This window comes from Streptomyces sp. NPDC079141, assembly GCF_040686775.1.
GTDB lineage: Bacteria > Actinomycetota > Actinomycetes > Streptomycetales > Streptomycetaceae > Streptomyces.
In genome coordinates, this window is the sequence record NZ_JBFBLP010000013.1 from 234,807 (window position 1) to 255,712 (window position 20,906).

At 71.6% G+C, this 20,906-nt stretch carries 23 protein-coding genes; 13 read left to right on the forward strand and 10 right to left on the reverse strand.

Annotated elements, in window-relative coordinates; translation table 11 throughout:
* Positions 1-516 precede the first annotated feature (516 nt).
* From AB0Q90_RS30140 to AB0Q90_RS30180, 9 genes are all read left to right on the forward strand, one after another.
* Positions 517-1,932 (forward strand): AMP-binding protein, encoded by a 1,416-nt coding sequence (locus AB0Q90_RS30140; protein ID WP_363158511.1) that lies wholly within the window; start codon positions 517-519, stop codon positions 1,930-1,932.
* Complete coding sequence (locus AB0Q90_RS30145) at positions 1,929-2,846, forward strand: hypothetical protein (protein ID WP_363158510.1); 918 nt, start codon at positions 1,929-1,931, stop codon at positions 2,844-2,846. Before AB0Q90_RS30140 ends, AB0Q90_RS30145 begins: the two co-directional genes overlap by 4 nt.
* A gap of 45 nt (positions 2,847-2,891) precedes the next feature.
* Positions 2,892-3,143, forward strand: coding sequence for a hypothetical protein (locus AB0Q90_RS30150; RefSeq protein WP_363158509.1), 252 nt, complete (start codon positions 2,892-2,894; stop codon positions 3,141-3,143).
* On the forward strand, positions 3,140-3,508 hold the full coding sequence (locus AB0Q90_RS30155; RefSeq protein WP_363158508.1) for a helix-turn-helix domain-containing protein: 369 nt from the start codon (positions 3,140-3,142) through the stop codon (positions 3,506-3,508). The genes AB0Q90_RS30150 and AB0Q90_RS30155 overlap by 4 nt, the downstream gene beginning before the upstream one ends.
* Before the next feature lie 136 nt (positions 3,509-3,644).
* Positions 3,645-4,154 (forward strand): 2-oxo-4-hydroxy-4-carboxy-5-ureidoimidazoline decarboxylase, encoded by a 510-nt coding sequence (gene uraD, locus AB0Q90_RS30160; protein WP_363158507.1) that lies wholly within the window; start codon positions 3,645-3,647, stop codon positions 4,152-4,154.
* Positions 4,155-4,158: 4 nt separating this feature from the next.
* A complete protein-coding gene (gene uraH, locus AB0Q90_RS30165) occupies positions 4,159-4,554 on the forward strand; it encodes a hydroxyisourate hydrolase (protein WP_363158506.1) in 396 nt (131 codons plus the stop codon).
* Positions 4,555-4,561: 7 nt separating this feature from the next.
* Positions 4,562-5,485 (forward strand): factor-independent urate hydroxylase, encoded by a 924-nt coding sequence (gene pucL / locus AB0Q90_RS30170; RefSeq protein WP_363158505.1) that lies wholly within the window; start codon positions 4,562-4,564, stop codon positions 5,483-5,485.
* Between the two features lie 108 nt (positions 5,486-5,593).
* Positions 5,594-6,973, forward strand: coding sequence for an 8-oxoguanine deaminase (locus AB0Q90_RS30175; protein WP_363158504.1), 1,380 nt, complete (start codon positions 5,594-5,596; stop codon positions 6,971-6,973).
* A gap of 214 nt (positions 6,974-7,187) precedes the next feature.
* Positions 7,188-8,576, forward strand: coding sequence for a nucleobase:cation symporter-2 family protein (locus AB0Q90_RS30180; protein WP_363158503.1), 1,389 nt, complete (start codon positions 7,188-7,190; stop codon positions 8,574-8,576).
* On the opposite strand, the gene AB0Q90_RS30185 is transcribed toward AB0Q90_RS30180, so the two are convergent.
* Positions 8,539-9,144 (reverse strand): exonuclease, encoded by a 606-nt coding sequence (locus AB0Q90_RS30185; protein ID WP_363158502.1) that lies wholly within the window; start codon positions 9,142-9,144, stop codon positions 8,539-8,541. The two genes, AB0Q90_RS30180 and AB0Q90_RS30185, sit on opposite strands and share 38 nt — an antisense overlap.
* A gap of 116 nt (positions 9,145-9,260) precedes the next feature.
* Between AB0Q90_RS30185 and AB0Q90_RS30190 the strand changes: the two genes are divergently transcribed.
* Positions 9,261-10,835 carry a serine/threonine-protein kinase gene (locus AB0Q90_RS30190; protein ID WP_363158501.1) on the forward strand — a complete coding sequence of 525 codons (1,575 nt, stop codon included), beginning with the start codon at positions 9,261-9,263 and terminating at the stop codon, positions 10,833-10,835.
* A 211-nt stretch (positions 10,836-11,046) separates the two neighbouring features.
* On the opposite strand, the gene AB0Q90_RS30195 is transcribed toward AB0Q90_RS30190, so the two are convergent.
* The 4 genes from AB0Q90_RS30195 to AB0Q90_RS30210 are packed head-to-tail and all read right to left on the reverse strand — an operon-like array spanning position 11,047 to position 14,594.
* Positions 11,047-12,267 (reverse strand): ABC transporter permease, encoded by a 1,221-nt coding sequence (locus AB0Q90_RS30195; protein ID WP_363158500.1) that lies wholly within the window; start codon positions 12,265-12,267, stop codon positions 11,047-11,049.
* A complete protein-coding gene (locus AB0Q90_RS30200; protein ID WP_363158499.1) occupies positions 12,264-12,947 on the reverse strand; it encodes an ABC transporter ATP-binding protein in 684 nt (227 codons plus the stop codon). Before AB0Q90_RS30200 ends, AB0Q90_RS30195 begins: the two co-directional genes overlap by 4 nt.
* Positions 12,944-14,089 carry a peptidoglycan-binding protein gene (locus AB0Q90_RS30205; RefSeq protein ID WP_363158497.1) on the reverse strand — a complete coding sequence of 382 codons (1,146 nt, stop codon included), beginning with the start codon at positions 14,087-14,089 and terminating at the stop codon, positions 12,944-12,946. Before AB0Q90_RS30205 ends, AB0Q90_RS30200 begins: the two co-directional genes overlap by 4 nt.
* Entirely contained in the window at positions 14,082-14,594 is a 513-nt protein-coding gene (locus AB0Q90_RS30210) for a hypothetical protein (RefSeq protein ID WP_363158496.1), read from the reverse strand. Before AB0Q90_RS30210 ends, AB0Q90_RS30205 begins: the two co-directional genes overlap by 8 nt.
* A gap of 149 nt (positions 14,595-14,743) precedes the next feature.
* Between AB0Q90_RS30210 and AB0Q90_RS30215 the strand changes: the two genes are divergently transcribed.
* The gene (locus AB0Q90_RS30215) at positions 14,744-15,400 is read left to right on the forward strand and encodes a response regulator transcription factor (protein WP_363158495.1); all 657 of its coding nucleotides are present in this window, start codon (positions 14,744-14,746) and stop codon (positions 15,398-15,400) included.
* Positions 15,397-16,698: a HAMP domain-containing sensor histidine kinase gene (locus AB0Q90_RS30220; protein WP_363158494.1), complete on the forward strand. Its 1,302-nt coding sequence runs from the start codon at positions 15,397-15,399 to the stop codon at positions 16,696-16,698. The genes AB0Q90_RS30215 and AB0Q90_RS30220 overlap by 4 nt, the downstream gene beginning before the upstream one ends.
* On the opposite strand, the gene AB0Q90_RS30225 is transcribed toward AB0Q90_RS30220, so the two are convergent.
* From AB0Q90_RS30225 to AB0Q90_RS30245, 5 genes are read right to left on the reverse strand one after another with little or no spacing between them, the layout of a single operon-like run.
* A complete protein-coding gene (locus tag AB0Q90_RS30225) occupies positions 16,653-17,075 on the reverse strand; it encodes an acyl-CoA thioesterase (protein WP_363158493.1) in 423 nt (140 codons plus the stop codon). The genes AB0Q90_RS30220 and AB0Q90_RS30225 overlap by 46 nt on opposite strands.
* A gap of 59 nt (positions 17,076-17,134) precedes the next feature.
* Positions 17,135-17,761, reverse strand: a complete 627-nt coding sequence (locus AB0Q90_RS30230) for a hypothetical protein (RefSeq protein ID WP_363158492.1) — start codon at positions 17,759-17,761, stop codon at positions 17,135-17,137.
* A gap of 47 nt (positions 17,762-17,808) precedes the next feature.
* Positions 17,809-18,408: a histidine phosphatase family protein gene (locus AB0Q90_RS30235; RefSeq protein WP_363158491.1), complete on the reverse strand. Its 600-nt coding sequence runs from the start codon at positions 18,406-18,408 to the stop codon at positions 17,809-17,811.
* A gap of 3 nt (positions 18,409-18,411) precedes the next feature.
* Complete coding sequence (locus AB0Q90_RS30240) at positions 18,412-18,945, reverse strand: HAD domain-containing protein (RefSeq protein WP_363158490.1); 534 nt, start codon at positions 18,943-18,945, stop codon at positions 18,412-18,414.
* Positions 18,946-18,966: 21 nt separating this feature from the next.
* Positions 18,967-20,175: a pyridoxal phosphate-dependent aminotransferase gene (locus AB0Q90_RS30245; RefSeq protein WP_363158489.1), complete on the reverse strand. Its 1,209-nt coding sequence runs from the start codon at positions 20,173-20,175 to the stop codon at positions 18,967-18,969.
* A gap of 81 nt (positions 20,176-20,256) precedes the next feature.
* Between AB0Q90_RS30245 and AB0Q90_RS30250 the strand changes: the two genes are divergently transcribed.
* Positions 20,257-20,883, forward strand: a complete 627-nt coding sequence (locus AB0Q90_RS30250) for a helix-turn-helix domain-containing protein (RefSeq protein ID WP_363158488.1) — start codon at positions 20,257-20,259, stop codon at positions 20,881-20,883.
* The last annotated feature ends 23 nt before the right edge of the window (positions 20,884-20,906 follow it).

Sequence of the window (20,906 nt, forward strand, 5' to 3'; positions counted from 1 at the left end):
CGGTCGTCGCCGACGAGGCGTGGAAGCGCTCCTGGGCCGGCTGTCTCCCGGAAGCGGAAGACGCGGCAACAAGCCAGATGATCGCGATGGTCCGGGATTGGACTACGACGGCCGGAGGGGACGCAGGGCGCGGTCCGGGGCGGTCGGGGAGCGGTGTCGGCGCGGGTGGTCATGGCTTGGTTCCGCTTCCTGTCGTGACGCGAACTCGCAGGAAAAACAAGGCAGTTCGATGTTTGACGGCGGAAGCTTGATTGTCCGGCTGATCCTTGACAGAAGACATTGCGCCATTTGAAGATCGGCCTGCCTCCACCGATCGGCGGAGGTCCAACTGTGAACGATGCAAGGGGGTTTTCGTATGTCCACGATCGTTTCCACGCTCAAGCACACGAAGCACGTCATGGGTTCCCTGGCCGCGGTGCTGTTCGTCAACTGCCCCAGCTGACACAGGGACGGGGTGGGCGGTCACGGCTGCCCACCCCGGCATCGCTCGGGGCGGGGACAGGCGGGGGAGGAACCATGCTCGACGCGGGGATACGGCAGTTCAGGATGGCGCTGGCCATGGTGCTCGGCCGTCCGATCAACGTGAAGTCCGTCGAAGGACTCGTCGCCGACGCGCTCGCGACACTCGCCGAGTTCGGCTCACCCGGTGAGGACGTCGAGCAACTGCTGCGCGGCGCCGCCGCCGACCCGCAGATGCGCGCCGACCTCACGAACAAGGCCCTGCGGCGCACCGCGAAACGCCTCGCGGCCAAGTCCCGTTTCTACGCCGACCACTTCGCGGCAGCGGGCGTCGACCCGGCCGCGCTGACCGTCGAGAACGTCACCGCCGTACCGGTCACCACCAAGGCCGACCTGGTCGAGCGGCCCCGCGACTTCCTGTGCGGCGAACCCTTCCTCGCCTCCCGGACCACCGGGACGACCGGCCGGCCCACCGAGGTCTGGTACTCCCGCTACGAGGAACGCCTCTGGCCCGCGCTCGTCGCCCTCTCCCAGGTGGTGCGCGGCACCGTCCGCACCACCGACCTGGTCCAGTTCAACATCAGCTCCCGGGCCACCGGCACGGCGTACGCCGAGATGCAGGTCGCCCGCCTTGCTGGGGCCGCGATCCGCATGGTGGGCCTGGTGCCCCCGGCCGAGACGCTGGACCTCATGGCCGGCACCGGCGCGTCGGCGCCGACCCTGATGGTCACCTACCCCAGCTACCTGGGGCAGCTCGTCCACCTCGCCCGCGAACAGGGACTCGGCCCCGCCGACTTCCGGCTGCGCCGCATCAACGTCGGCAGCGAAGTGCTCTCGCCCGCCCTCGCCGACGCCGCCGAGAAGACCTTCGGCGCCCCCGTCCACGACGGCTACGGCATGACCGAGGTGACCCCCGTGGCGGGCGCGATCTGCCGGGAGCGCCACCTGCACATCGACGCGGGCGTCGGCCTCGTCGAGGTGTGCGACCTCGACACCGGGGCACCGGCCGCGCCCGGAGCGCTCGGCACCATCGTCGCCACCCCCTTCTTCCCGTACCGCGAGTGCATGCCGCTCTTCCGCTACGACACCCGCGACCTGGTACGGCGGCTGCCCGACACGCCCCTCACCTGCGAGATGGCGAACGTGCCGGCGACCTCGCAGATTCTCGGAAAGGCGGACCATGTGCTGCGCACCCAGGACGGCCCGGTGACCCCGCGCGAGATCATCGAGGTCCTCGACGCGCTGCCCGGCGCGCACTGGCCCGTACGCCACCGCGCCGACGTCGTGGACGGACGGCTGCACGTCCAGGTGGCCGCCGCCTCCGTACCGGAGGCGGGCGACATCGCATCCCACTTCGCCGAGGCCGGCCTGGACGCCACCGTCGACGTCGTACCCGGAGAAGGACACGAGCTGCGGCGCTACCGCTGCGACCTGGTCGAGAACAGCTTCGCCTCCGCCGGGCGGTCCGCATGACCGCCGCACAGAGCGCCTTCTTCGTCCTCGTCACCCTCGCCGTCGCGCTGGGCGTCTCCCTCGCCTCGGTCGCCTACTTCCGGCGGATCACCGTGTCCCGGCCGCCCGTGGGCGTGTTCAACGGCAACGACATGTTCGTCATGATGGGCTTCGTCGTCGCCTTGCCCTTCCTGTATCTCTCCCTGCCGGGCTGGCTGCTGCCGTTCGTCCTGGGACTGACCCTGGCCGGCGGCCTCGCCGTCGGATACGGACCGGTCGTCCGCCGGGGATCGCTGCGCTGGGCGCTCATCGTCGGCCTGCTGACCGCCGACTGGCTTGCCGCGCGCAGCGCCGAGGACGACCCCGGCCACGCGCTGCCGTACTGGATCGTGAACAGCACCGTCATCATGCTGATGGCCGTCGGCGCCGCCAACCTCAACGCCCAGGGCGGCCTCAAACTGCGCCACGTCTCCCGCTTCGCGCTGGCGCTCGCCGTCTACGACCTGTTCTTCGCCACCGTCGTACCCCTCACCCAGAAGCTGTTCGACGCGGTGCAGGGCTACGCCTTCGCCCCCTCGGCGGGGCTCCGCGTCGGCGACTACGGCGCCGTCGTCGGCATGGGCGACCTGCTGGTGTACGCGCTGTTCACCACCGTGGCCTACAAGGCGTACGGACGCCAGGGGCTGACCACGGCCCTCGGGCTCGTCGCCGTGTTCGGCGCGCTCGCCCCGACGCTGACCCCCGTCACCGTCGAGGCGCTCACCGGCCACCTCCCGCAGATCGTGCCCGCGCAGATCTTCTTCGGCCCGGCCGCGTTCTGCGCGTACCTCGTCCTACGGCGCCGCGGCCCGGAGCGACGCATGGCCGACGCCCGCCCGTCCGCCCGACTGCCGCAACCGGAGAGCCGGGCCGCGCTCCCGGCAGGGCGGCCGTAGAAACCGGGGCTGCCGGAACCTCCGTGCGGCGCGTAGGTTGGGCGCGTGCGACTGAGAGTGGAATTCACGACCGAGCCCTTCGACCTCGACGAGGCCCCCGCGCACGCGCTGGTGGCCCGTGAGGTCGTCGAGGCGGCGGAGCTGGACGCGGTGGACGTCGGTCCGTTCGGCAACACCGCGGAGGGCGGGGCCGACGCCGTGCTCACCGCCGTGGACGCCCTGCTGCGCAAGGCCCTGGAGGCCGGCGCGACCCGGGTCTCCCTCCAGGTCAACGTGATCGGGGAGGGCGAGGCGTGACCGGTACCGGAGGCCATTCCTTCATCGCGGCCGTCAAGCCGCTGGTCGACGCCATCGGCGGCGAGATCGTCCCGCCCGACGAGGCCGGTCCCGACGACGTCGTGCTCGCCTGGGAGGGCTCCGACGTCGTCGCCGTCCGCCTGCCGCAGCTCGCGGACTCCCTCGACCACATCCTGGCCGCCATGGAGCGCAAGCGGGGCAAGCCGCTGGCCGAGCTGGACCGCAAGTCCAAGCAGGAGGTCGTACGGATACTTGAGGCGCGCGGCGCCTTCTCCGTGCGGCACGGGGTGGAGACCGTGGCGGGCGCCCTCGGCGTCAGCCGCTTCACCGTCTACAACTACCTGAACCGCGACAAGGAGGCCTGAGGAGTCAGGGGGCGCCGGGTTTCGCGGGGCAGCCGCAGGGTTTCGTTACCCGGAATTTTCAACAAAGTGTTGACGTGGTCTCGCGGAGGGCGTTAGCTATCCGCAGCCCGTTCAGCACAAGGCCACGGAGGCTCCCGTGACGTCCACATCCACGCCGGGCCTGGTCCGGTTCAACGCCCTGGAGGAGCACGCGGCGCTCGTCGCGCTCCACGAGGCGTGTGCCTCCCGGGCGTGGGGCGAGCGGCTCCTCGCAGCCCGCCCCTACCCCACCGTCGAGGCCCTCTATACCGCCAGTGACGCCGCCATGGCCGAGCTGACCACCGTGGACCTCGAAGAGGCGATGGCCGGCCACCCGCCGATCGGCCGTCCCAAGCCCGGCGACCCGACCTCGGCCCGCGAACAGCGCGGCATGGCCGGCGCCTCGGAGGACCTCAAGGCGGAGATGCTCGAACTGAACCTGGCCTACCAGGACAAGTTCGGCCACGTCTTCCTCATCTGCGCCACCGGCCGGACCGGCGAGCAGATGCGTGACGCCGTCAAGGAACGGATCGGCAACTCGCCGGAGCAGGAACGCGAGATCGTCCGCACCGAGCTGGGCAAGATCAACCGTATCCGCCTGGCCCGACTCGTCGAAGAGGAAGCCTGACACCATGAGCACCAGCACCACCGCTTCCGTGTCCACGCACATCCTGGACACCAGCGTCGGCCGCCCCGCCGAGGGCGTCGCCATCGAGCTCTCGGCCCGCAGCGGCCGGGGCGCGGACTGGCAGGCGCTCGGCGGCTCCGCGACCGACGCGGACGGCCGGTGCAAGGACCTCCCGGCCCTGCCGGAGGGGACCACCCACGTACGGCTCGACTTCGCCGTCGAGACGTATTTCGAGAAGAAGCAAGCCGATGCGCAGCAGGACGCCCCCGCGAATCGGGACAGCGGACCGGCCGTGTTCTTCCCGGAGGTGGCGATCACGTTCGCCGTCGTGCCGGGCGAGCACTACCACGTACCGCTGCTGCTCAACCCGTTCGGCTACTCCGTATACCGAGGGAGCTAGCAGACACATGCCCACGATCCTGGGACAGAACCAGTACGGCAAGGCCGAGAACCGAGTCGTAAAGATCACGCGGGACGGCGCCACCCACCACATCAAGGACCTGAACGTATCCGTGGCGCTGAGCGGCGACATGGACGAGGTCCACTACTCCGGCTCCAACGCCCACGTCCTGCCGACCGACACCACCAAGAACACGGTGTACGCGTTCGCCAAGGAACACGGCATCGAGTCCGCCGAGCAGTTCGGCATCCACCTGGCCCGGCACTTCGTGACCTCGCAGGAGCCGATCCACCAGGCCCGTATCCGCATCGAGGAGTACAGCTGGGAGCGGATCGAGGCCTCCGACGCCAACTCCCAGTTCATCGGCGCGGACGAGGTCAAGCACTCCTTCGTCCGCAAGGGCCAGGAGACGCGGGTCACCCAGATCACCTACGACGGTTCGTCGTGGGAGGTCATCTCCGGCCTCAAGGACCTCGTCGTGATGAACTCGACCAACTCCGAGTTCTGGGGCTACGTCAAGGACAAGTACACGACGCTCCAGGAGGCGTACGACCGGATCCTCGCGACCCAGGTCTCCGGCCGCTGGCGGTTCAACTGGACCGACGACGAGCAGAAGATGCCCAACTGGGAGAAGTCCTACGAGCAGACGAAGAAGCACATGCTCCAGGCCTTCGCCGAGACGTACTCGCTCTCGCTCCAGCAGACCCTGTACCAGATGGGTTCGCGCATCATCAACAACCGCAGCGAGATCGACGAGGTCCGCTTCTCCCTCCCGAACAAGCACCACTTCCTGGTGGACCTGGAGCCGTTCGGGCTGAAGAACGACAATGAGGTCTACTTCGCCGCCGACCGGCCCTACGGCCTGATCGAGGCGACCATCCTGCGGGACGGCTGCGAGCCGAAGATCCCGGTGGACCTCACGAACCTGTAGTAATTCCCCATATCGGCACCCGCGGCCGGCCGACTTCGTCGTCGGCCGCGGTACTCAAATCTCCCAGGGTCCTGCCGTGCCCTCTCCACAGAGCGAAAAGGACGAATCATGGCAGCAGTCGAGCGCATCGTCATCGAGAACTGTTCGATCGCGACGGTCGACGCGAACGACACCGAGCACGCGAACGGTCATGTCGTCATCGCCGGCAACCGCATCGAGTCGCTCGGCGCGGGCAAGGCCCCCGAGGGCCTGGAGAACGTGGTACGCCGCATCGACGCCACCGGCCACCTCGTGACACCCGGCCTGGTCAACACGCACCACCACTTCTACCAGTGGATCACCCGCGGTCTGGCCACCGACCACAACCTCTTCAACTGGCTCGTCGCGCTGTACCCGACCTGGGCGCGCATCGACGAGCAGATGACGTACTCGGCCGCACAGGGCTCCCTGGGCATGATGGCCCGCGGCGGTGTCACCACCGCGATGGACCACCACTACGTCTTCCCGCACGGCTCCGGCGACCTGTCCGGCTCGATCATCCGCGCCGCCCGCGAGATGGGCGTCCGCTTCACCCTCGCCCGCGGCTCCATGGACCGCAGCGAGAAGGACGGCGGCCTGCCCCCGGACTTCGCCGTCGAGACCCTGGACGGCGCCCTCGCCGCCACCGAGGCCACCGTCAAGGAGCACCACGACGCCTCCTTCGACGCGATGACCCAGGTCGCCGTCGCGCCCTGCTCCCCCTTCTCCGTCTCCACCGAACTCCTGCGCCAGGGCGCCGAGTTGGCGCGCAGCCTCGGCGTACGGCTGCACACCCACGGCTCGGAGACGGTCGAGGAGGAGAAGTTCTGCCACGAGCTGTTCGGCATGGGCCCGACCGACTACTTCGAGTCCACCGGCTGGCTCGGCGAGGACGTGTGGATGGCGCACTGCGTCCACATGAACGACTCCGACATCGCCGCCTTCGCCCGCACGAAGACCGGCGTCGCCCACTGCCCCTCGTCGAACGCCCGCCTCGCGGCCGGCATCGCCCGTGTCCCCGACATGCTCGCCGCCGGCGTGCCCGTGGGCCTCGGCGTCGACGGCACCGCGTCCAACGAGTCCGGCGAACTCCACACCGAGCTGCGCAACGCGCTCCTCATCAACCGCCTCGGCGCACACCGGGAAGCGGCCCTGAACGCCCGCCAGGCGCTGCGCCTGGGCACCTACGGCGGCGCCCAGGTCCTCGGCCGCGCCGCCGAGATCGGCTCCCTGGAGCCGGGCAAGCTCGCCGACCTGGTGCTGTGGAAGCTGGACACCCTGGCCCACGCCTCGATCGCCGACCCGGTGACCGCGCTGGTCTTCGGCGCGGCCGCCCCGGTCACCGCCTCCTTCGTCAACGGCAAGCAGATCGTGGAGGACAACCGACTGCTCCACGTCGACGAGGACGCCATCGCCCGCTCCACCCGGGAGCAGGCCCAGCGCCTGGCGCGGATCGCCGCCCAGAGCTGACCAGTTGAAGATCTCCGGCCGAGAGGGACGGCTCTCGACCGGTGGCCGTGGACCCGAGCGGGGTCCATGGCGGCCGTCTCCGGGGCGTGCGCGGACGTGTGCGCCCCGGAACGGTCTACCGTCCCCTCCCCAAACGGTCCCGCACGACCGCGCATCACCTCCTTGAAACCCACGTCAGAGCCGACGTGCTGTTAACCGACCGGAGGAGCCGCCCGTGTCCGCCCACCCCGTCGACGAAAAACTCCCCGCCCTCAAAATGGCGACCACCGGCCTGCAGCATGTGGCCGCCATGTACGCGGGCGTCGTCGCCCCACCCCTGATCGTCGGCGCGGCCATTGGCCTGACCGCAACCGAACTGACCTTCCTCACCGGCGCCTGCCTGTTCACCGCGGGCCTCGCCACCTTCCTCCAGACCCTCGGCATCTGGAACATCGGCGCCCGCCTGCCGTTCGTCAACGGCGTCACCTTCGCCGGCGTCGCCCCGATGACCGCCATCGTCGCCTCCACCGACGACAAGTCCGACGCACTGCCGATCATCTTCGGCGCGGTGATCGTCGCGGGCGTCCTGGGGTTCATAGCGGCCCCGTTCTTCAGCAAGATGGTCCGCTTCTTCCCGCCGGTGGTCACCGGCACGGTGATCACGCTGATCGGTGTCTCGCTCCTGCCGGTGGCATTCGGCTGGGCACAAGGCCCCAACCCCGCGGGCGACGACTACGGTTCGGGCACCAACCTGGGCCTGGCCGCGGCGACCCTCGTGATCGTCCTCCTGCTGCGCCGCTTCACCCGAGGCTTCGTCAAGCAGATCGCCGTGCTGCTCGGCCTCGTCGCGGGCACCCTCGTCGCCATCCCCTTCGGCGTCACGGACTTCGGGCCCGTCGCCGACGCGGACGTCATCGGCTTCCCGACCCCGTTCCACTTCGGCGCACCGCAGTTCCAGATCGCCGCGATCGTCTCGATGGTCGTCGTGATGGTGGTCTCGATGACCGAATCGACCGCGGACATGCTGGCGTTGGGCGAGATAGTGGACCGCCCGGCGGACGAGAAGACGATCGCGGCGGGCCTGCGCGCGGACACGCTCGGCTCGGCGATCAGCCCGCTCTTCAACGGCTTCATGTGCAGCGCCTTCGCCCAGAACATCGGCCTGGTCGCGATGACGAAGATCCGCAGCCGCTATGTCGTCGCCACCGGTGGCGGCTTCCTCGTCCTGATGGGCCTGTGCCCGATGGCCGCCTCGCTGATCGCCGTCGTACCGCGCCCGGTGCTCGGCGGCGCGGGTGTGGTCCTGTTCGGCTCGGTCGCGGCCAGCGGCATCCAGACCCTGGTCCGGGCCGGCCTGGACAAGGACAACAACGTCCTGATCCTGGCCGTCTCGCTGGCCGTCGGCATCATCCCGATCTCCGCCCCGGAGTTCTACCACGCCTTCCCGGAGACGGCCCGGATCGTCCTGGACTCCGGCATCTCCACGGGCTGCGTGGTGGCGGTCCTGCTGAACCTCGTCTTCAACCACCTGGGCCGGGATCGCGACGCCCAGGACGTGACGCACCCGATGGAGGCGGGCGAGGAGATCAGCGGGGTGACGAAGCCGGCCCCGGCCACGCCATGAGGTTGGCGAACAGCTCGGCCTGTTCGATCGCGTCGTCCAGGGCGTGGTGTGTGTGCGGGCGCCGCGGAAGCAGCTCACGCGGCATCGTGCGCTTGCCGACCGAGCGCAGCGGCAGGCCGGCCTTGGTCGCGTAGAGGGTCTTCATGTCGAGGCACCCGGAGTGCCCGAACGGACTGGCCCCGGTGAACCGGATCAGATACCAGTACAGAAAGGTCCAGTCGTACGACGCCGGATAGCCACACATCACCGGCTGCGCGTCGCCGCTCACCTCCCGCACCCAACGGCTGAACCGGGCGAGCGCGACCGCCGGGTCGAGGCCCTCCCTGCCGAGGCGCTCACGGTCGAGCCCACTGACCGCGAGCGCCTCCGGCACGAAGTCCTCGCTGATGGGCCGGAGTTCGCAGTAGAAGGTCTGCCGCTCCGGGGCGTGCGGTGTGAACCCGTCGGCGTCCTGCCGCCCGGCGACCGCGGCGCCGAGGCTGAGAAGGGAGTACGGGCCCGGGATCGGGCCGTCGGCCTCGATGTCGACGGAGATGTAGAGGCTGGGTCTGATACGTCTGACGGCCATGGACGAGGAGCATCCCAGGTGGCCGGGGCTTCTCGCACCTGGAATTCCGCTTAGGCTTCTGCCTCGGCCGACTCATCGTTGGCCAGAGGTTCAGGGGATTAGGGGGAGGCGGGCCGATGAACCACGCGACCGAGGCGTTCCAGCCGCTTCAGGTGGACGATCCGCCCGTAGTGGCCGGCTACCGCCTCGCCGCACGGCTCGGCGCCGGCGGCATGGGCCGGGTCTATCTGTCCCACACGCAGGGCGGCCGACCGGTGGCCATCAAGGTCGTACGGCCGGAACTGGCCGAGGACCCGGCCTTCCGCCGCCGGTTCCGCCGCGAGGTGGAGGCGGCGCGCCGGGTCCGCGGCGCGTACACCGCCGAACTGATCGACGCCGACGTGGAGGGCGTACCGCCCTGGCTGGCCACGCTGTACGTGCCCGGCCCGTCCCTGGCGGACGCCGTCGCCCGGCGCGGACCGCTGCCGGTGCCCGCGGTGCTGTGGCTGGTGGCCGGGGTCGCCGAGGCGCTCCAGGCCGTCCACGACGCGGGCATCGTGCACCGCGACCTCAAGCCGTCGAACGTCCTGCTGGCGGCCGACGGCCCCCGCGTGATCGACTTCGGTATCTCGCTGGCCTCCGGCATCACCTCGCACACCGCCACGGGCTCCACCGTCGGCACACCCCATTTCATGGCCCCCGAGCAGGCCTCCGCGGGCGAGATCACGACGGCGACCGACGTCTTCGCCCTGGGCCAGACCGCGGCCTACGCGGCCCTCGGCGAGCCCCTGTACGGCGAGGGCTCCGCGGTCGGCGTGCTGTACCGGATCGTCCACGACGAGCCCGACCTGTCCCGGCTGCCCGAGCAGCTCCGTCCGCTGATGGAGCGCTGCCTGGCCGCCGATCCGGCGGAGCGGGCAGGGCTGGCGGAGATCGTCGACTGGTGCCGGCAGCGGCTGGGCGCGGGCACCGGGGGACCGGCCGTCTGGCGTGAGGTCACCGGGCCGGAGGTCGTGGTCCCGGGCCCGGTTCCCGACCCCACCCCCGTCCACACGCTGCCGTTGATCGCGACCCGACCGCAGCCGCCGCAGCGGCGACCGCGCGGGCGTCGTACGGCGCTGACGACGGCCGCGGCGGTGACGGCGGGGGCGCTGGTGGTGGCGGGGCTGGTGTGGACGGCGAGACAGTCGGCGGACGCGAAGGACGGCGACCGGAACACGGCCGCGTCCTCGACGCCGTCGGATTCCTCGACGACATCCTCGTCGTCCTCTTCGGCAGCCGGTACCGAAGGCGGCGCGGCGGAGTTGTCGGCCCCGTCCGCGACCGCGAAGCCGGGCCCCGAGGCGTACCCGCTGGTGATGCTGAACGAGGACATCCCCATGGATTTCGGGGATCCGCACGAGATCGACAACCCCACGAAGGACATCACGTTCGTCTGCAAGACCGTCGGCTGCCGGCTGGAGAGCGACACCAGCGTGTTCACCCTGCAGCTCGTCGACGAGGGTGGCAGCCTCGACTCCTGCCGCCTCCAGCTCAGCGGCGCCGACAGCCACGAACTCTCCCTGGCCGCGGTGGCGAAGGGCAGCGAGATCTGCATCAAGCACGACTCGGGGGACATCGCCCTGATGGTGGTCCAGGAGAAGTCGACGGCCATGTGGGACACCCCCGGCATCAGCTTCCTGCTGACGGATGTGACGATCTGGCGGGCCTGAGCGGACCTGGTGAAGTCCACTGCGGTTCGGCAATGCCCTCCAGGGGCGCGGGGAACTGCGCGACCGGCCACGACGGCGCCGCAGCCGAACGTCGACCCGTCACCGCAGCTCCAGCGGAGCGCTTAGCGGTCCGCGGCACCGCCGAGGCGCGGGCGGCCCACGACATCGCACACGAGCCGGAACTCGTCGACGCGCAGACCGCCCGCACCGCTCACGGAGTCGCCAGCGCCTCCGTCGGTGACAGCCGGGCCGCCCGGATCGCCGGGTAGAGCCCGGCCAGTCCGCCGATCACCAGCGTGGCCGCCACCCCGCCCACCAGGGCCCAGGCCGGTACGGCCGTCGGCCAGCCCTGGTACAGGGCGTACCCGGCGGTCACGGCCAGGCCGAGCACGGCCCCGCCCGCCCCGCCGAGCGCCGACAACAGCAGGGACTCGGCGAGGAACTGGCCCCGGATCTGCCCGCGCGTCGCTCCCAGCGAGCGGCGCAGCCCGATCTCGGCCCGGCGCTCCAGCACCGAGATCACCATCGTGTTGGCCACGCCCACCCCGCCGACCAGCAGCGCCACCGCCCCCAGCCCGAGCAGCAGCCCGGTGAAGGCCTCGCCCGCGGCGCGCTGGGCCGCCAGCGCGTCCGAGGGCCGTGACACCTCGACCTCGCTCGGTGCCTCGGGGTTGGCGGTGGCCCCGAGCAGCTCACGCACCTTCTCCACGCTCGCCTCCTGCGAGCGGGTGTACACGGTCGTGGAGTGCCCGTCGAAGCCCAGCACCCGCTCGGCCACCGGCCAGCCGACCAGCGCCGCCGTGTCCAACTCCGGTGCCAGCGGCGCCCGTTCGAGGATCCCGACGACCGTGAACCAGCGGCCCCCGATCAGCACCCGCGTCTCCTCGCCCGCGTGCGAGACCCCCAGCCGGTCGGCGGCCGCTGCGCCGAGCACCACGGCCGGATAGCGGGCGGTCGCCGCGTTCAGCCAGGCGCCGTCCGCCAGTTCGGCCCCGACGGCGGAACGCAGCGAGGTGCGGGCCGCGTAGGTCGCGAGACCGTTCGTCTGCACCTCGGGTATCCGGTCGCTGCGGTACACCTTCGCGTCCGGCAGCTTGCCGACCGCCGACACCGACTCCACCCCGTCGATCCCGGCGACCATCCGCTCGGCGGTGGAGGGGAGTTGGGCCTGCCCGCCGGTGAGGGTGCTGCCGGGGGAGACCGTGAGCAGATTGGTGCCCAGCGCCGCCAGCGCCCGGTCCAGATCGGCACGCGAGGACGAGGAGATCCCGACGACGGCCACCATCGCGGCGATCCCGATCGCGATGCCCAGCGCCGACAGGAACGCCCGCAGCGGGCGGGTCCGCAGCCCCACCGCGCCCACCCGGACGACATCGGCGGGACGCAGCCGTGCCGGGCGCAGCACCTCGGCCGACTGGATCGTGGTGGTCATCGGCCCGCTCCCGACATGACATGAGAGTCCTCCACGAGCCGGCCGTCCCGCATCCGCACCTGGCGTGGCAGGGACGCCGCGATCTCCTGGTCGTGCGTGATGATCACCACCGTCGTACCGGCCGCGTTCAGCTCCCGCAGCAGCGTCATCACGCCCGCCCCGGACGCCGAGTCCAGCGCACCCGTCGGCTCGTCCGCCAGCAGCAGCGGCGGCTCGCCGGCCACCGCACGGGCCACCGCGACCCGCTGCCGCTCGCCGCCGGACAGCTCGTGCGGCGCGTGGTGCATCCGGTGGCCGAGGCCCACCCGGCGCAGCGCCGCCGCCGCCCGGGCCCGCCGCTGCGCGGGCCGCAGCCCGGAGTACAGCAGCCCGTCGGCCACGTTCCGCAACGCGGACGCCCCCGCCGCCAGATGGAACTGCTGGAACACAAACCCGATCCGCCGCGCCCGCAGCGCCGAAAGCCGCGCGTCCGACAGGGAGCCGGCGTCGTGCCCGTCGATCCGCACCCGCCCCGAGGTGGGCCGGTCGAGGGTGCCGAGCATGTGCAGCATCGTCGACTTGCCGGACCCCGACGGGCCGACCACGGCGACCAGTTCGCCGCGCGCCACCGTCAGCGACACCCCGCCGAGCGCGGTGACCCCGCCCGGATAGACCTTGGTGACCTCGGTCAGCTCGATCATCCGGGCATCCCCACCGTCGTACCCGCCGTGATGCCGGCACCGCTGATCTCCACCCGTCCGTTCGCGAACAGGCCCGTCTCCACCGGGACATACGCCGTGCTGCCGTCCTTGCGGACCACCTCCACGCCGAACCTGCCCTGCTCCAGCGCCACCAGCGCCGAGACCGGAACCGTCAGCACGTCCTTGCGCTCCCCGGCCGTGAACGACACGTCCACCGACGCCAGCACATAGGACGCCGCCGCCTTCTGCGCCTTCGCCCCGTCCAGGGCGACCAGTACCTTCACCCTGGTCGTGGGCGTCTCGTCGGCGCCGTTGCCCGGATCGACCTCGGTGGTGACCTCGGAGACCCTGCCGTCCACCCGGGTGCCGTCCGGCAGCTCCACGGCCACCTTCGCCCCCGGCTCGGCCAACCGCCGGTCGGCGGTGTCGAGTTCGACGGTGACGGCCTGGGCGGTGGCCGTGTACGACAGCACCTTCTGCCCCGGGGCCGTGGCGGCGCCCTCCTCCGTGTCCAGGGCGTCCACCCGGACGGCGGCCGGCGCGAACACCACCCGGTCCGGCGTCACCGTGCCGGTCTCCGCCAGCCCGAGGTCCTCCTGCCACTGCCGTACGGCGTCGGCGGTGGCCTCCGTGTAGACGTCGTCGACCGTGAAGCCGTCGTGGCCCAGGGCCTTGAGGTTGCGCTCCAGCTGCTCGACGTCCCGTCCCTCGACGCCCGGCCGCAGCTCCCGGTACGCCGGGACCGCGCCGTACATCAGCACCACCGGTTCGTCGTCCACGCGGTACAGGGCCTCGCCCCGGGTGATCCGCTCGTCGGCGTCCGGCAACCAGGTGACCGTGCCCGGGGCGCGCCCGGTCGCGGTCGTGGACGTGCCGTAGCCCAGCTCGCCGTCCTCGGTACGGCTGTCCTGGAGCGTCTGCCGAGTCACCTCCGCGGTGGCGGGCGGAACCCGGCCGTCCTTCTCCTCACCGGAGGCGCCGTCCTGGAGACCGGCTCCGGCCGCCGCGGCCCCTCCGACGGCGGCGAGCACACCGAGTGCCGCCAGCAGGCGCCGGGTACGGCGGGGGCGGCGCGGTTCGGCCGCGGGGTCCGGTTTCCCGGTGAGCGTCTCCTCGTTCGTCATGGTCGTCGCCTCAGTCATCGCCGCCGGTCTCCGTGGACCGGGTGCTGCCCGAGGGCGCGTACTTGTCGCACTCCTTCTGCGCCGCCTCGAAGTCGGGGTCCTCCGCGACGCCCCGGTCGAGCTGGATGCCCCGGCCCGGCTCCGGGTCGGGGAAGTCCTCGACGCCGTTGTCGCGCATGCACTGCGCCATCTTCCGCATCCGCTCCTCGGCCTGCGGATCCACGCTCCCCCCCTGCTGCATCGGGCTGTACTCGCGGCAGGCCTCCATGGCCGCGTCGACCTTCGCCTTCGGCGTCCGGCCCGTGATGTGGATGCCTCCGCCCTCGCCGGGGTCCTCCACGTTCACCCCGTGCTCGCGCAGGCACTCGGCGAACTTCACGGCCATCTCGTTCTCGGCGTTCGCCTTCGCCGCGGCGTCGGCGGCCACGTCGGTGCCGTCGTCGCCGGAGCCGCAGCCCGCGACGGCAAGGGCCAGCGTCAGCAGCAGCGCCGCCCCGGCGCCACCGGTCCGCATCCGCATCATGTCTTCTCCTCGTGTCGGGATGTCCGGCACGAAGCGAACCGGGCGGGCTGTTTCCCCACCGTTTCCACTCCTCGGGCGGCCCGTTCTTACGCCCAGGAAACGCGCCCTTCGGCACCCTTTCCCGCAGCGCCGACAGAAGGGTGACCTGGATGCGGGTCCTGGTGGTCGAGGACGAACCGATGCTGGCCGATGCCGTCGCCGAGTGGCTGCGCGGTCAAGCCCATGCGGTCGACCTCGCATACGACGGCGCCGCGGCCCTCGAACGGGTCGGCGTCGTCGACTACGACGTGGTCGTCCTCGACCGCGACCTGCCGATCGTGCACGGCGACGACGTCTGCCGCGAACTCGTGGCCTCGACGTCCGCCGCCCGCGTCCTGATGCTGACCGCGGCCGCCGACGTCACCGACCGGGTGCGGGGTCTCGCCCTCGGCGCCGACGACTACCTCGTCAAACCCTTCGCCTTCCCCGAACTCGCCGCCCGCGTCCTGGCGCTCGGCCGCCGCTCCCGGCCCGCGGCGCCGCCCGTGCTGCGCCGGGCCGGTCTCACTCTCGACCCGGCCCGCGGCGAGGTCTTCCGGGGCAGCCGCTATGTGCCGCTGTCCAAGAAGGAGTTCGCGGTGCTGGCGGAGCTGCTGCGGGCCGACGGGGCGGCCGTCTCGGCGGAACAGCTGCTGGAGAAGGCCTGGGACGAGAACGCCGACCCGTTCACCGGCGCGGTGCGGCTCGCCGTCCTCAAACTCCGCCGCAAACTGGGCGATCCACCGGTGGTGGAGACCGTGACCGGCGTCGGGTACCGCATCCCATGAGCCGCGCCCGCCTCCGCCTGCTGCCCCGCCGGACGACCCTGCGGGCGCGCCTCACCCTCACCTACGGCGGCCTGTTCATGGTCGGCGGGATCGTGCTGTTGGGCGTCACATACGCGCTGCTCGGCCAGCAACTGGGCGGCGCGAATACGAAGGTGGTGTCCCGGACGGGCCCGACCGGACAGCCCGCCACCACCCCGAGCGAGGCCCCGCGCGAGAGCCGCACCGTGGTCGGCGCCGGCCCGGGTCTGTCCACCCCGCCTCCCGGCGCCGACCTGGAGAAGTGGATGGAGGACCAGCGCGACCACTGGCGGGACGAGGCCACCACCTCCCTGCTCACCCAGGGCGGTATCGCGCTCGGTGTCGCGGGGTGTGCGGCCGCCGCACTCGGCTGGGTGCTCGCCGGTCGCGTCCTGGCGCCGCTGCACCGGGTCACCGACACCGCGCGCCGGATCGCGGGCGCCCCGGCGGCCGACCGCGGGCTGCACGAGCGCATCGCGCTGGGCGGCCCCGACGACGAGGTCAAGGACCTCGCCGACACCTTCGACACGATGGTGGAACGCCTCGACCGCTCCTTCGACGGCCAGCGCCGCTTCGTCGCCAACGCCTCGCACGAACTGCGCACGCCCCTGACGCTGGGCCGCGCCCTCGTCGAGGTGGCCATGCACCGGCCTGCCGCGTCGCCGGACGTGCGGCAGCTCGGCGAGCACCTGCTGGAGATCAACACCCGTCACGAACGGCTCATCAGCGGCCTTCTGCTGCTGGCGCGGTCGGAGCACGAGATCGCCGAACGGCTGCCCGTGGACCTCGCCGATGTGGTGGCCCATGTGGTGGACCAGGGCGCGGCGGAGGCCGGCCGGGCCGGGATCGTCGTCCACGACGAGTCCGCCGAGGCGCCCACGCTCGGTGACGCGCTGCTGCTGGAGCGGCTGGTGCACAACCTCGTGGAGAACGGAGTGCGCCACAACTCCGGCGCGGGCGGCTGGGTCCGGGTGGTCAGCCGCGCGCGGGACGCGGACCGGGTGGAGCTGGAGGTCAGCAACACCGGGCCGGCGGTGCCGCCGTACGAGGTGCCCTCTCTCTTCGAGCCGTTCCGTCGCCTCGGGGCCGACCGGGTGGTCACCGCGAAGGGGGCGGGGCTCGGCCTGTCGATCGTGCGGGCCATCGCCCACGCCCACCACGGGGAGGTGTCCGCGCTGCCCCGGGAGGGCGGGGGGCTGACGGTGACGGTGAGCCTGCCCCGGGAGGCGCAGGCTCAGAGTCCGAACAGGCTCGGGTCGGTCGCCAGCTCCTTGAAGTAGTCCTGCGGGTTCGCCACCATCCGGCGCGCCGTCAGGTCCAGCAGCCCACCGACCGCGGAGAGTTCGGCCGCCACGGTGCCGTCCGCCTTGGTGACGGTCTGCTCGATCCGGAACGTCTTGCCGCCGCCCCACTCGAAGGCGCACGACACATCGACCTCGTCGCCGGCCAGGAGCTCCCGCTTGTAGCGGATGGTCGTCTCCAGGGCGACGGGGCCGACGCCCTTGGATATCAGGCCCGTCTGGCTGATCCCCGCCGCCTCCAGCAGTGCCCAGCGGGCGTGCTCGGCGTAGTTGATGTACACGCTCTGGTTGAGGTGACCCTGTACGTCGGTCTCGTATCCGCGGACGGTGATCCGGACGGAGAACGGCTCGCTCACGAACTACCTCTTTCTCGTCATCGATGTGCTGTGCACTGATCCTGATCCTGGCATGCCGCTCACGTCCGCCGCGGGGAAGCCAGCAGATACCGGGCGCGGGTACGGGCGTCGGTGTGCTCGCCGGTCTGCCAGCCCGCCTTCTCCAGGGTCCGCGCGCAGCCGCTGAGCCCCTCGGCGTCCGGCTGGTACACGGCGACCGCCTCCGGCTGCGGGGTCGCGCGCACCCGGTAGCCGTCGCCGTCCGGCCCGGCCGGACGGTGGCCCGCGGCCTCCAGGGCGAGCGCGGCGGCCTGCACCAGATGCGCGCGCTCCCAGCCGCAGGGCCGGTCCGTGGCACCGTCCGGGTTGGTCATCCGGCGCAGCTCCAGCAGCCCCTGCCAGGCACTGTGCACCTCACGCACCCGGGCCGGGCCGGGCTGGGGAGGCTCCTCCTCACCACCGATCCGGGCGGCGAACACCCCGGTGTCGACGGCGGGCTCGGCCTTGGCCTCCTCGGGGACCGTCTCCCGTATCCGATGCCCGGCCGGAGTCAGGAAGTGGTCGTGCGGCGGCCGCGGATGCCGGAACACGAGCCCCCGCTTCACCAGCGCCGCGAGCTGCGTCTCCGTACCGCCCCGCAGCCGCCCGGTGACCGGATCGGCGGCATCGATCACACGCCGCTGTGCGGCAGTCGGCGGTCGTGTCACGGCGTGCTCCCTCCGGGCGATGGGCGGATGTCCCACTGCTTCGAAGGCTACGACCCGGGTCTGACATTCCACCCGGCGATCACGTGCCGCCCGTGCTCGGTGCTCAGCCGGCACACCGTCCCCGTCGCCAGCTGGAACAGTGCGCCGTCGGCCGGGGGCAGCCCCAGCCTTCGGGCGGTCAGGACCCGCAGGAAGTGGCCGTGCGCCACCAGCACCACGCAGCCCTCGGTGTTGGCGAGGGCGGCGTCGACCTTGGCCAGGGCCCGGTCGGCGCGCTCGCCGACCTGGTCCGGGGTCTCGCCGGGGTGGGCCGGTGGCCCCGGAGCGACGCCGTCCGTGAAGAGGAACCAGCCGGGCCGGGTGCGCTGGATCTCCACGGTCGTGACGCCCTCGTACCCGCCGTAGTCCCACTCCCGCAGGTCCGGTTCGACGCGCATGTCCTGGAGCCCGATGAGCTCGGCCGTCTCACGCGCGCGTTGCAGGGGGCTGACGAACGCGGCCCCGATCCGATGGGACCGCACCAGCGGCACGAGCCGCCGCGCCTCCTCCCGGCCGTGCTCGGTCAGCGGGACGTCCGTCGAGCCGGTGTGCCGTCCGGACCTGGACCACTCGGTCTCACCGTGCCGCACCAGCAGAAGATCACCCATGCCTCACAGGCTATGGGCCCAGGCCTCCAGCCGCGCGAACTCCGGCTCCCGCAGCCCCCGGCGCGGATCGATCCGCAGCAGCAGCGCCGGCCCGTCGTGGTGCTCGGCCACATGGCGTACGTCGAGATCGGTGACCATGTCGTCGACCCAGACGAACGGCCGCCCCGCCGCCCACGCCACGACCTGCCGCGTCTTCCAGTACAGCCCGTCGGGGTCCGTGGCGAACAGGTCCGTGAACTCGATGACCGGCAGCTCGCGGGGCAGCCCGATCGCCGGCGCGATCATCTCGTTGGCCTCGTGCATCCAGGTGGTCGCCCACGCCAGTTCGTACGGCAGCGCGACCAGCCGCGCCCCGTGCCCCGGATGCAGCCGCACCCGAAGCCCCCGGCGCAGCCGCCGCGACCCCGGGACCTGCCGGGCCGACCAGCTCGCCGGGCGCAGCCGGTGCGTCACATAGCCGCGGTGCCGGGCGTAGACGGCCCGGAACGGGTTGAGGGGGCCGTCGACGTCCAGGAGCAGCAGGGGGCGATCGCTCATGGCCGACGGCCTACCCGCGCGCTACTGCCGATACCCGCTGAGGAACCGCCCGATCCGCCCGATGGCCGCCTCCAGGTCCTCCGCGTGCGGCAGTGTGAGGATGCGGAAGTGGTCGGGGGTGGGCCAGTTGAAGCCGGTGCCCTGGACCACCTGGATCTTCTCGCGCAGGAGGAGGTCGAGGACGAACTTCTCGTCGTCGTGGATCTTGTGGACCTTGGGGTCCAGGCGCGGGAAGGCGTACAGCGAGCCCTTCGGCTTCACGCAGGACACGCCGGGGATCTCGTTGAGCTTCTCCCAGGCCACGGTGCGCTGTTCGTGCAGGCGGCCGCCCGGGGCGGTCAGCTCGTTGATGGACTGGCGGCCGCCCAGCGCGGCCTGGATGGCGTACTGCGCGGGCGCGTTGGCGCACAGGCGCATGGAGGCCAGCATGGTCAGGCCCTCCAGGTAGTTCCTGGCGTGCTGCTTGGGGCCCGTGACGACCAGCCAGCCCGAGCGGAAGCCCGCCACCCGGTACGTCTTCGACAGGCCGCAGAAGGTGAGGACCACCAGGTCGGGGGCGAGCGCGGCGACCGAGTGGTGCACGGCGTCGTCGTACAGGATCTGGTCGTAGATCTCGTCGGCGAAGACCATCAGGCCGTGCCGACGGGCGAGGTCGAGGATGCCTTCGAGGATCTCCTTGGGGTACACCGCGCCGGTGGGGTTGTTCGGGTTGATGATCACGACGGCCTTGGTGCGGTCGGTGATCTTCGACGCCATGTCGTCCAGGTCCGGGTACCAGTCGGCCTGTTCGTCGCAGAGGTAGTGCACCGCCTTGCCGCCCGCGAGGGTGGTCACGGCCGTCCAGAGCGGGAAGTCGGGGGCCGGGATGAGGATTTCGTCGCCGTCCTCGACCAGCGCGGTCACGGCCATCGAGATCAGCTCGGAGATGCCGTTGCCGAGGAAGACGTCGTCGACGTCGACCTCCAGGCCCAGGTTCTGGTAGCGCCCGGCGACGGCCCGGCGGGCGGAGAGGATGCCCCGGGAGTCGGTGTAGCCGTGCGCCTGGGGGAGCATCCGGATCATGTCCTGGAGGATCTCCTCCGGCGCCTCGAAGCCGAACAGCGCGGGGTTGCCGGTGTTCAGGCGCAGCACGCTGTGGCCTGCCTTCTCCAGCGCGTCCGCGTGCTCGATCACCGGGCCGCGGATCTCGTAACAGACCTCGCTGAGCTTGTTGGACTGCCGGAACTCCATGCGCCCCTCCAGTGTCTGGTGTTACTTGGTTTTACCAAGTCCTCGCTTGGAAAGTCCAACAACATGTCTACACTGCGTCGCATGTCACCTCGCCGAAGCTACGACCAGTACTGTTCCGCCGCCCGCGCGCTCGACGTCGTCGGCGACCGCTGGACCCTGCTGATCGTCCGGGAGCTGCTCTCCGGCCCGCGCCGCTACACCGACCTGCACGCGGACCTGCCCGGCGTGAGCACGGACGTACTCGCCTCGCGGCTGAAGGACATGGAACGTGACGGTCTGGCGACGAGGCGCCGCCTGCCCCCGCCCGGCGCGGCCTACGTCTACGAACTCTCCCCGCGCGGCCGGGAGTTGCTGCCGGTCCTCCAGGCGCTGGGTTCCTGGGGCGAGGCGGACCTGGGGGAGCGGCGGCCCACGGACGCCGTACGCGCCCACTGGTTCGCACTGCCCCTGCTCAGGGCGCTGGAGGGCGAGGGGCTCGTCGAAGTGCGGCTGGAGGAGGGGGAGTTCCATCTCCACGTCGGGGCCGAGGAGGGGCCGGTGTACGGCGACGGGCCCGCGCCGGGCGAGCCCGACGCGCGGCTGGCGCTGGACACCGACACCTGTACGGCCGTGGCGCGGGGGGAGTTGAGCGTGGCCGACGCGGTCCGGGACGGGCGTATTGCAGTCACCGGCGAGGGGACGCTCGCCAAGGCCCTGCGCGAGGGATAGCCGAGGGACAGCCGAAGGCCCGC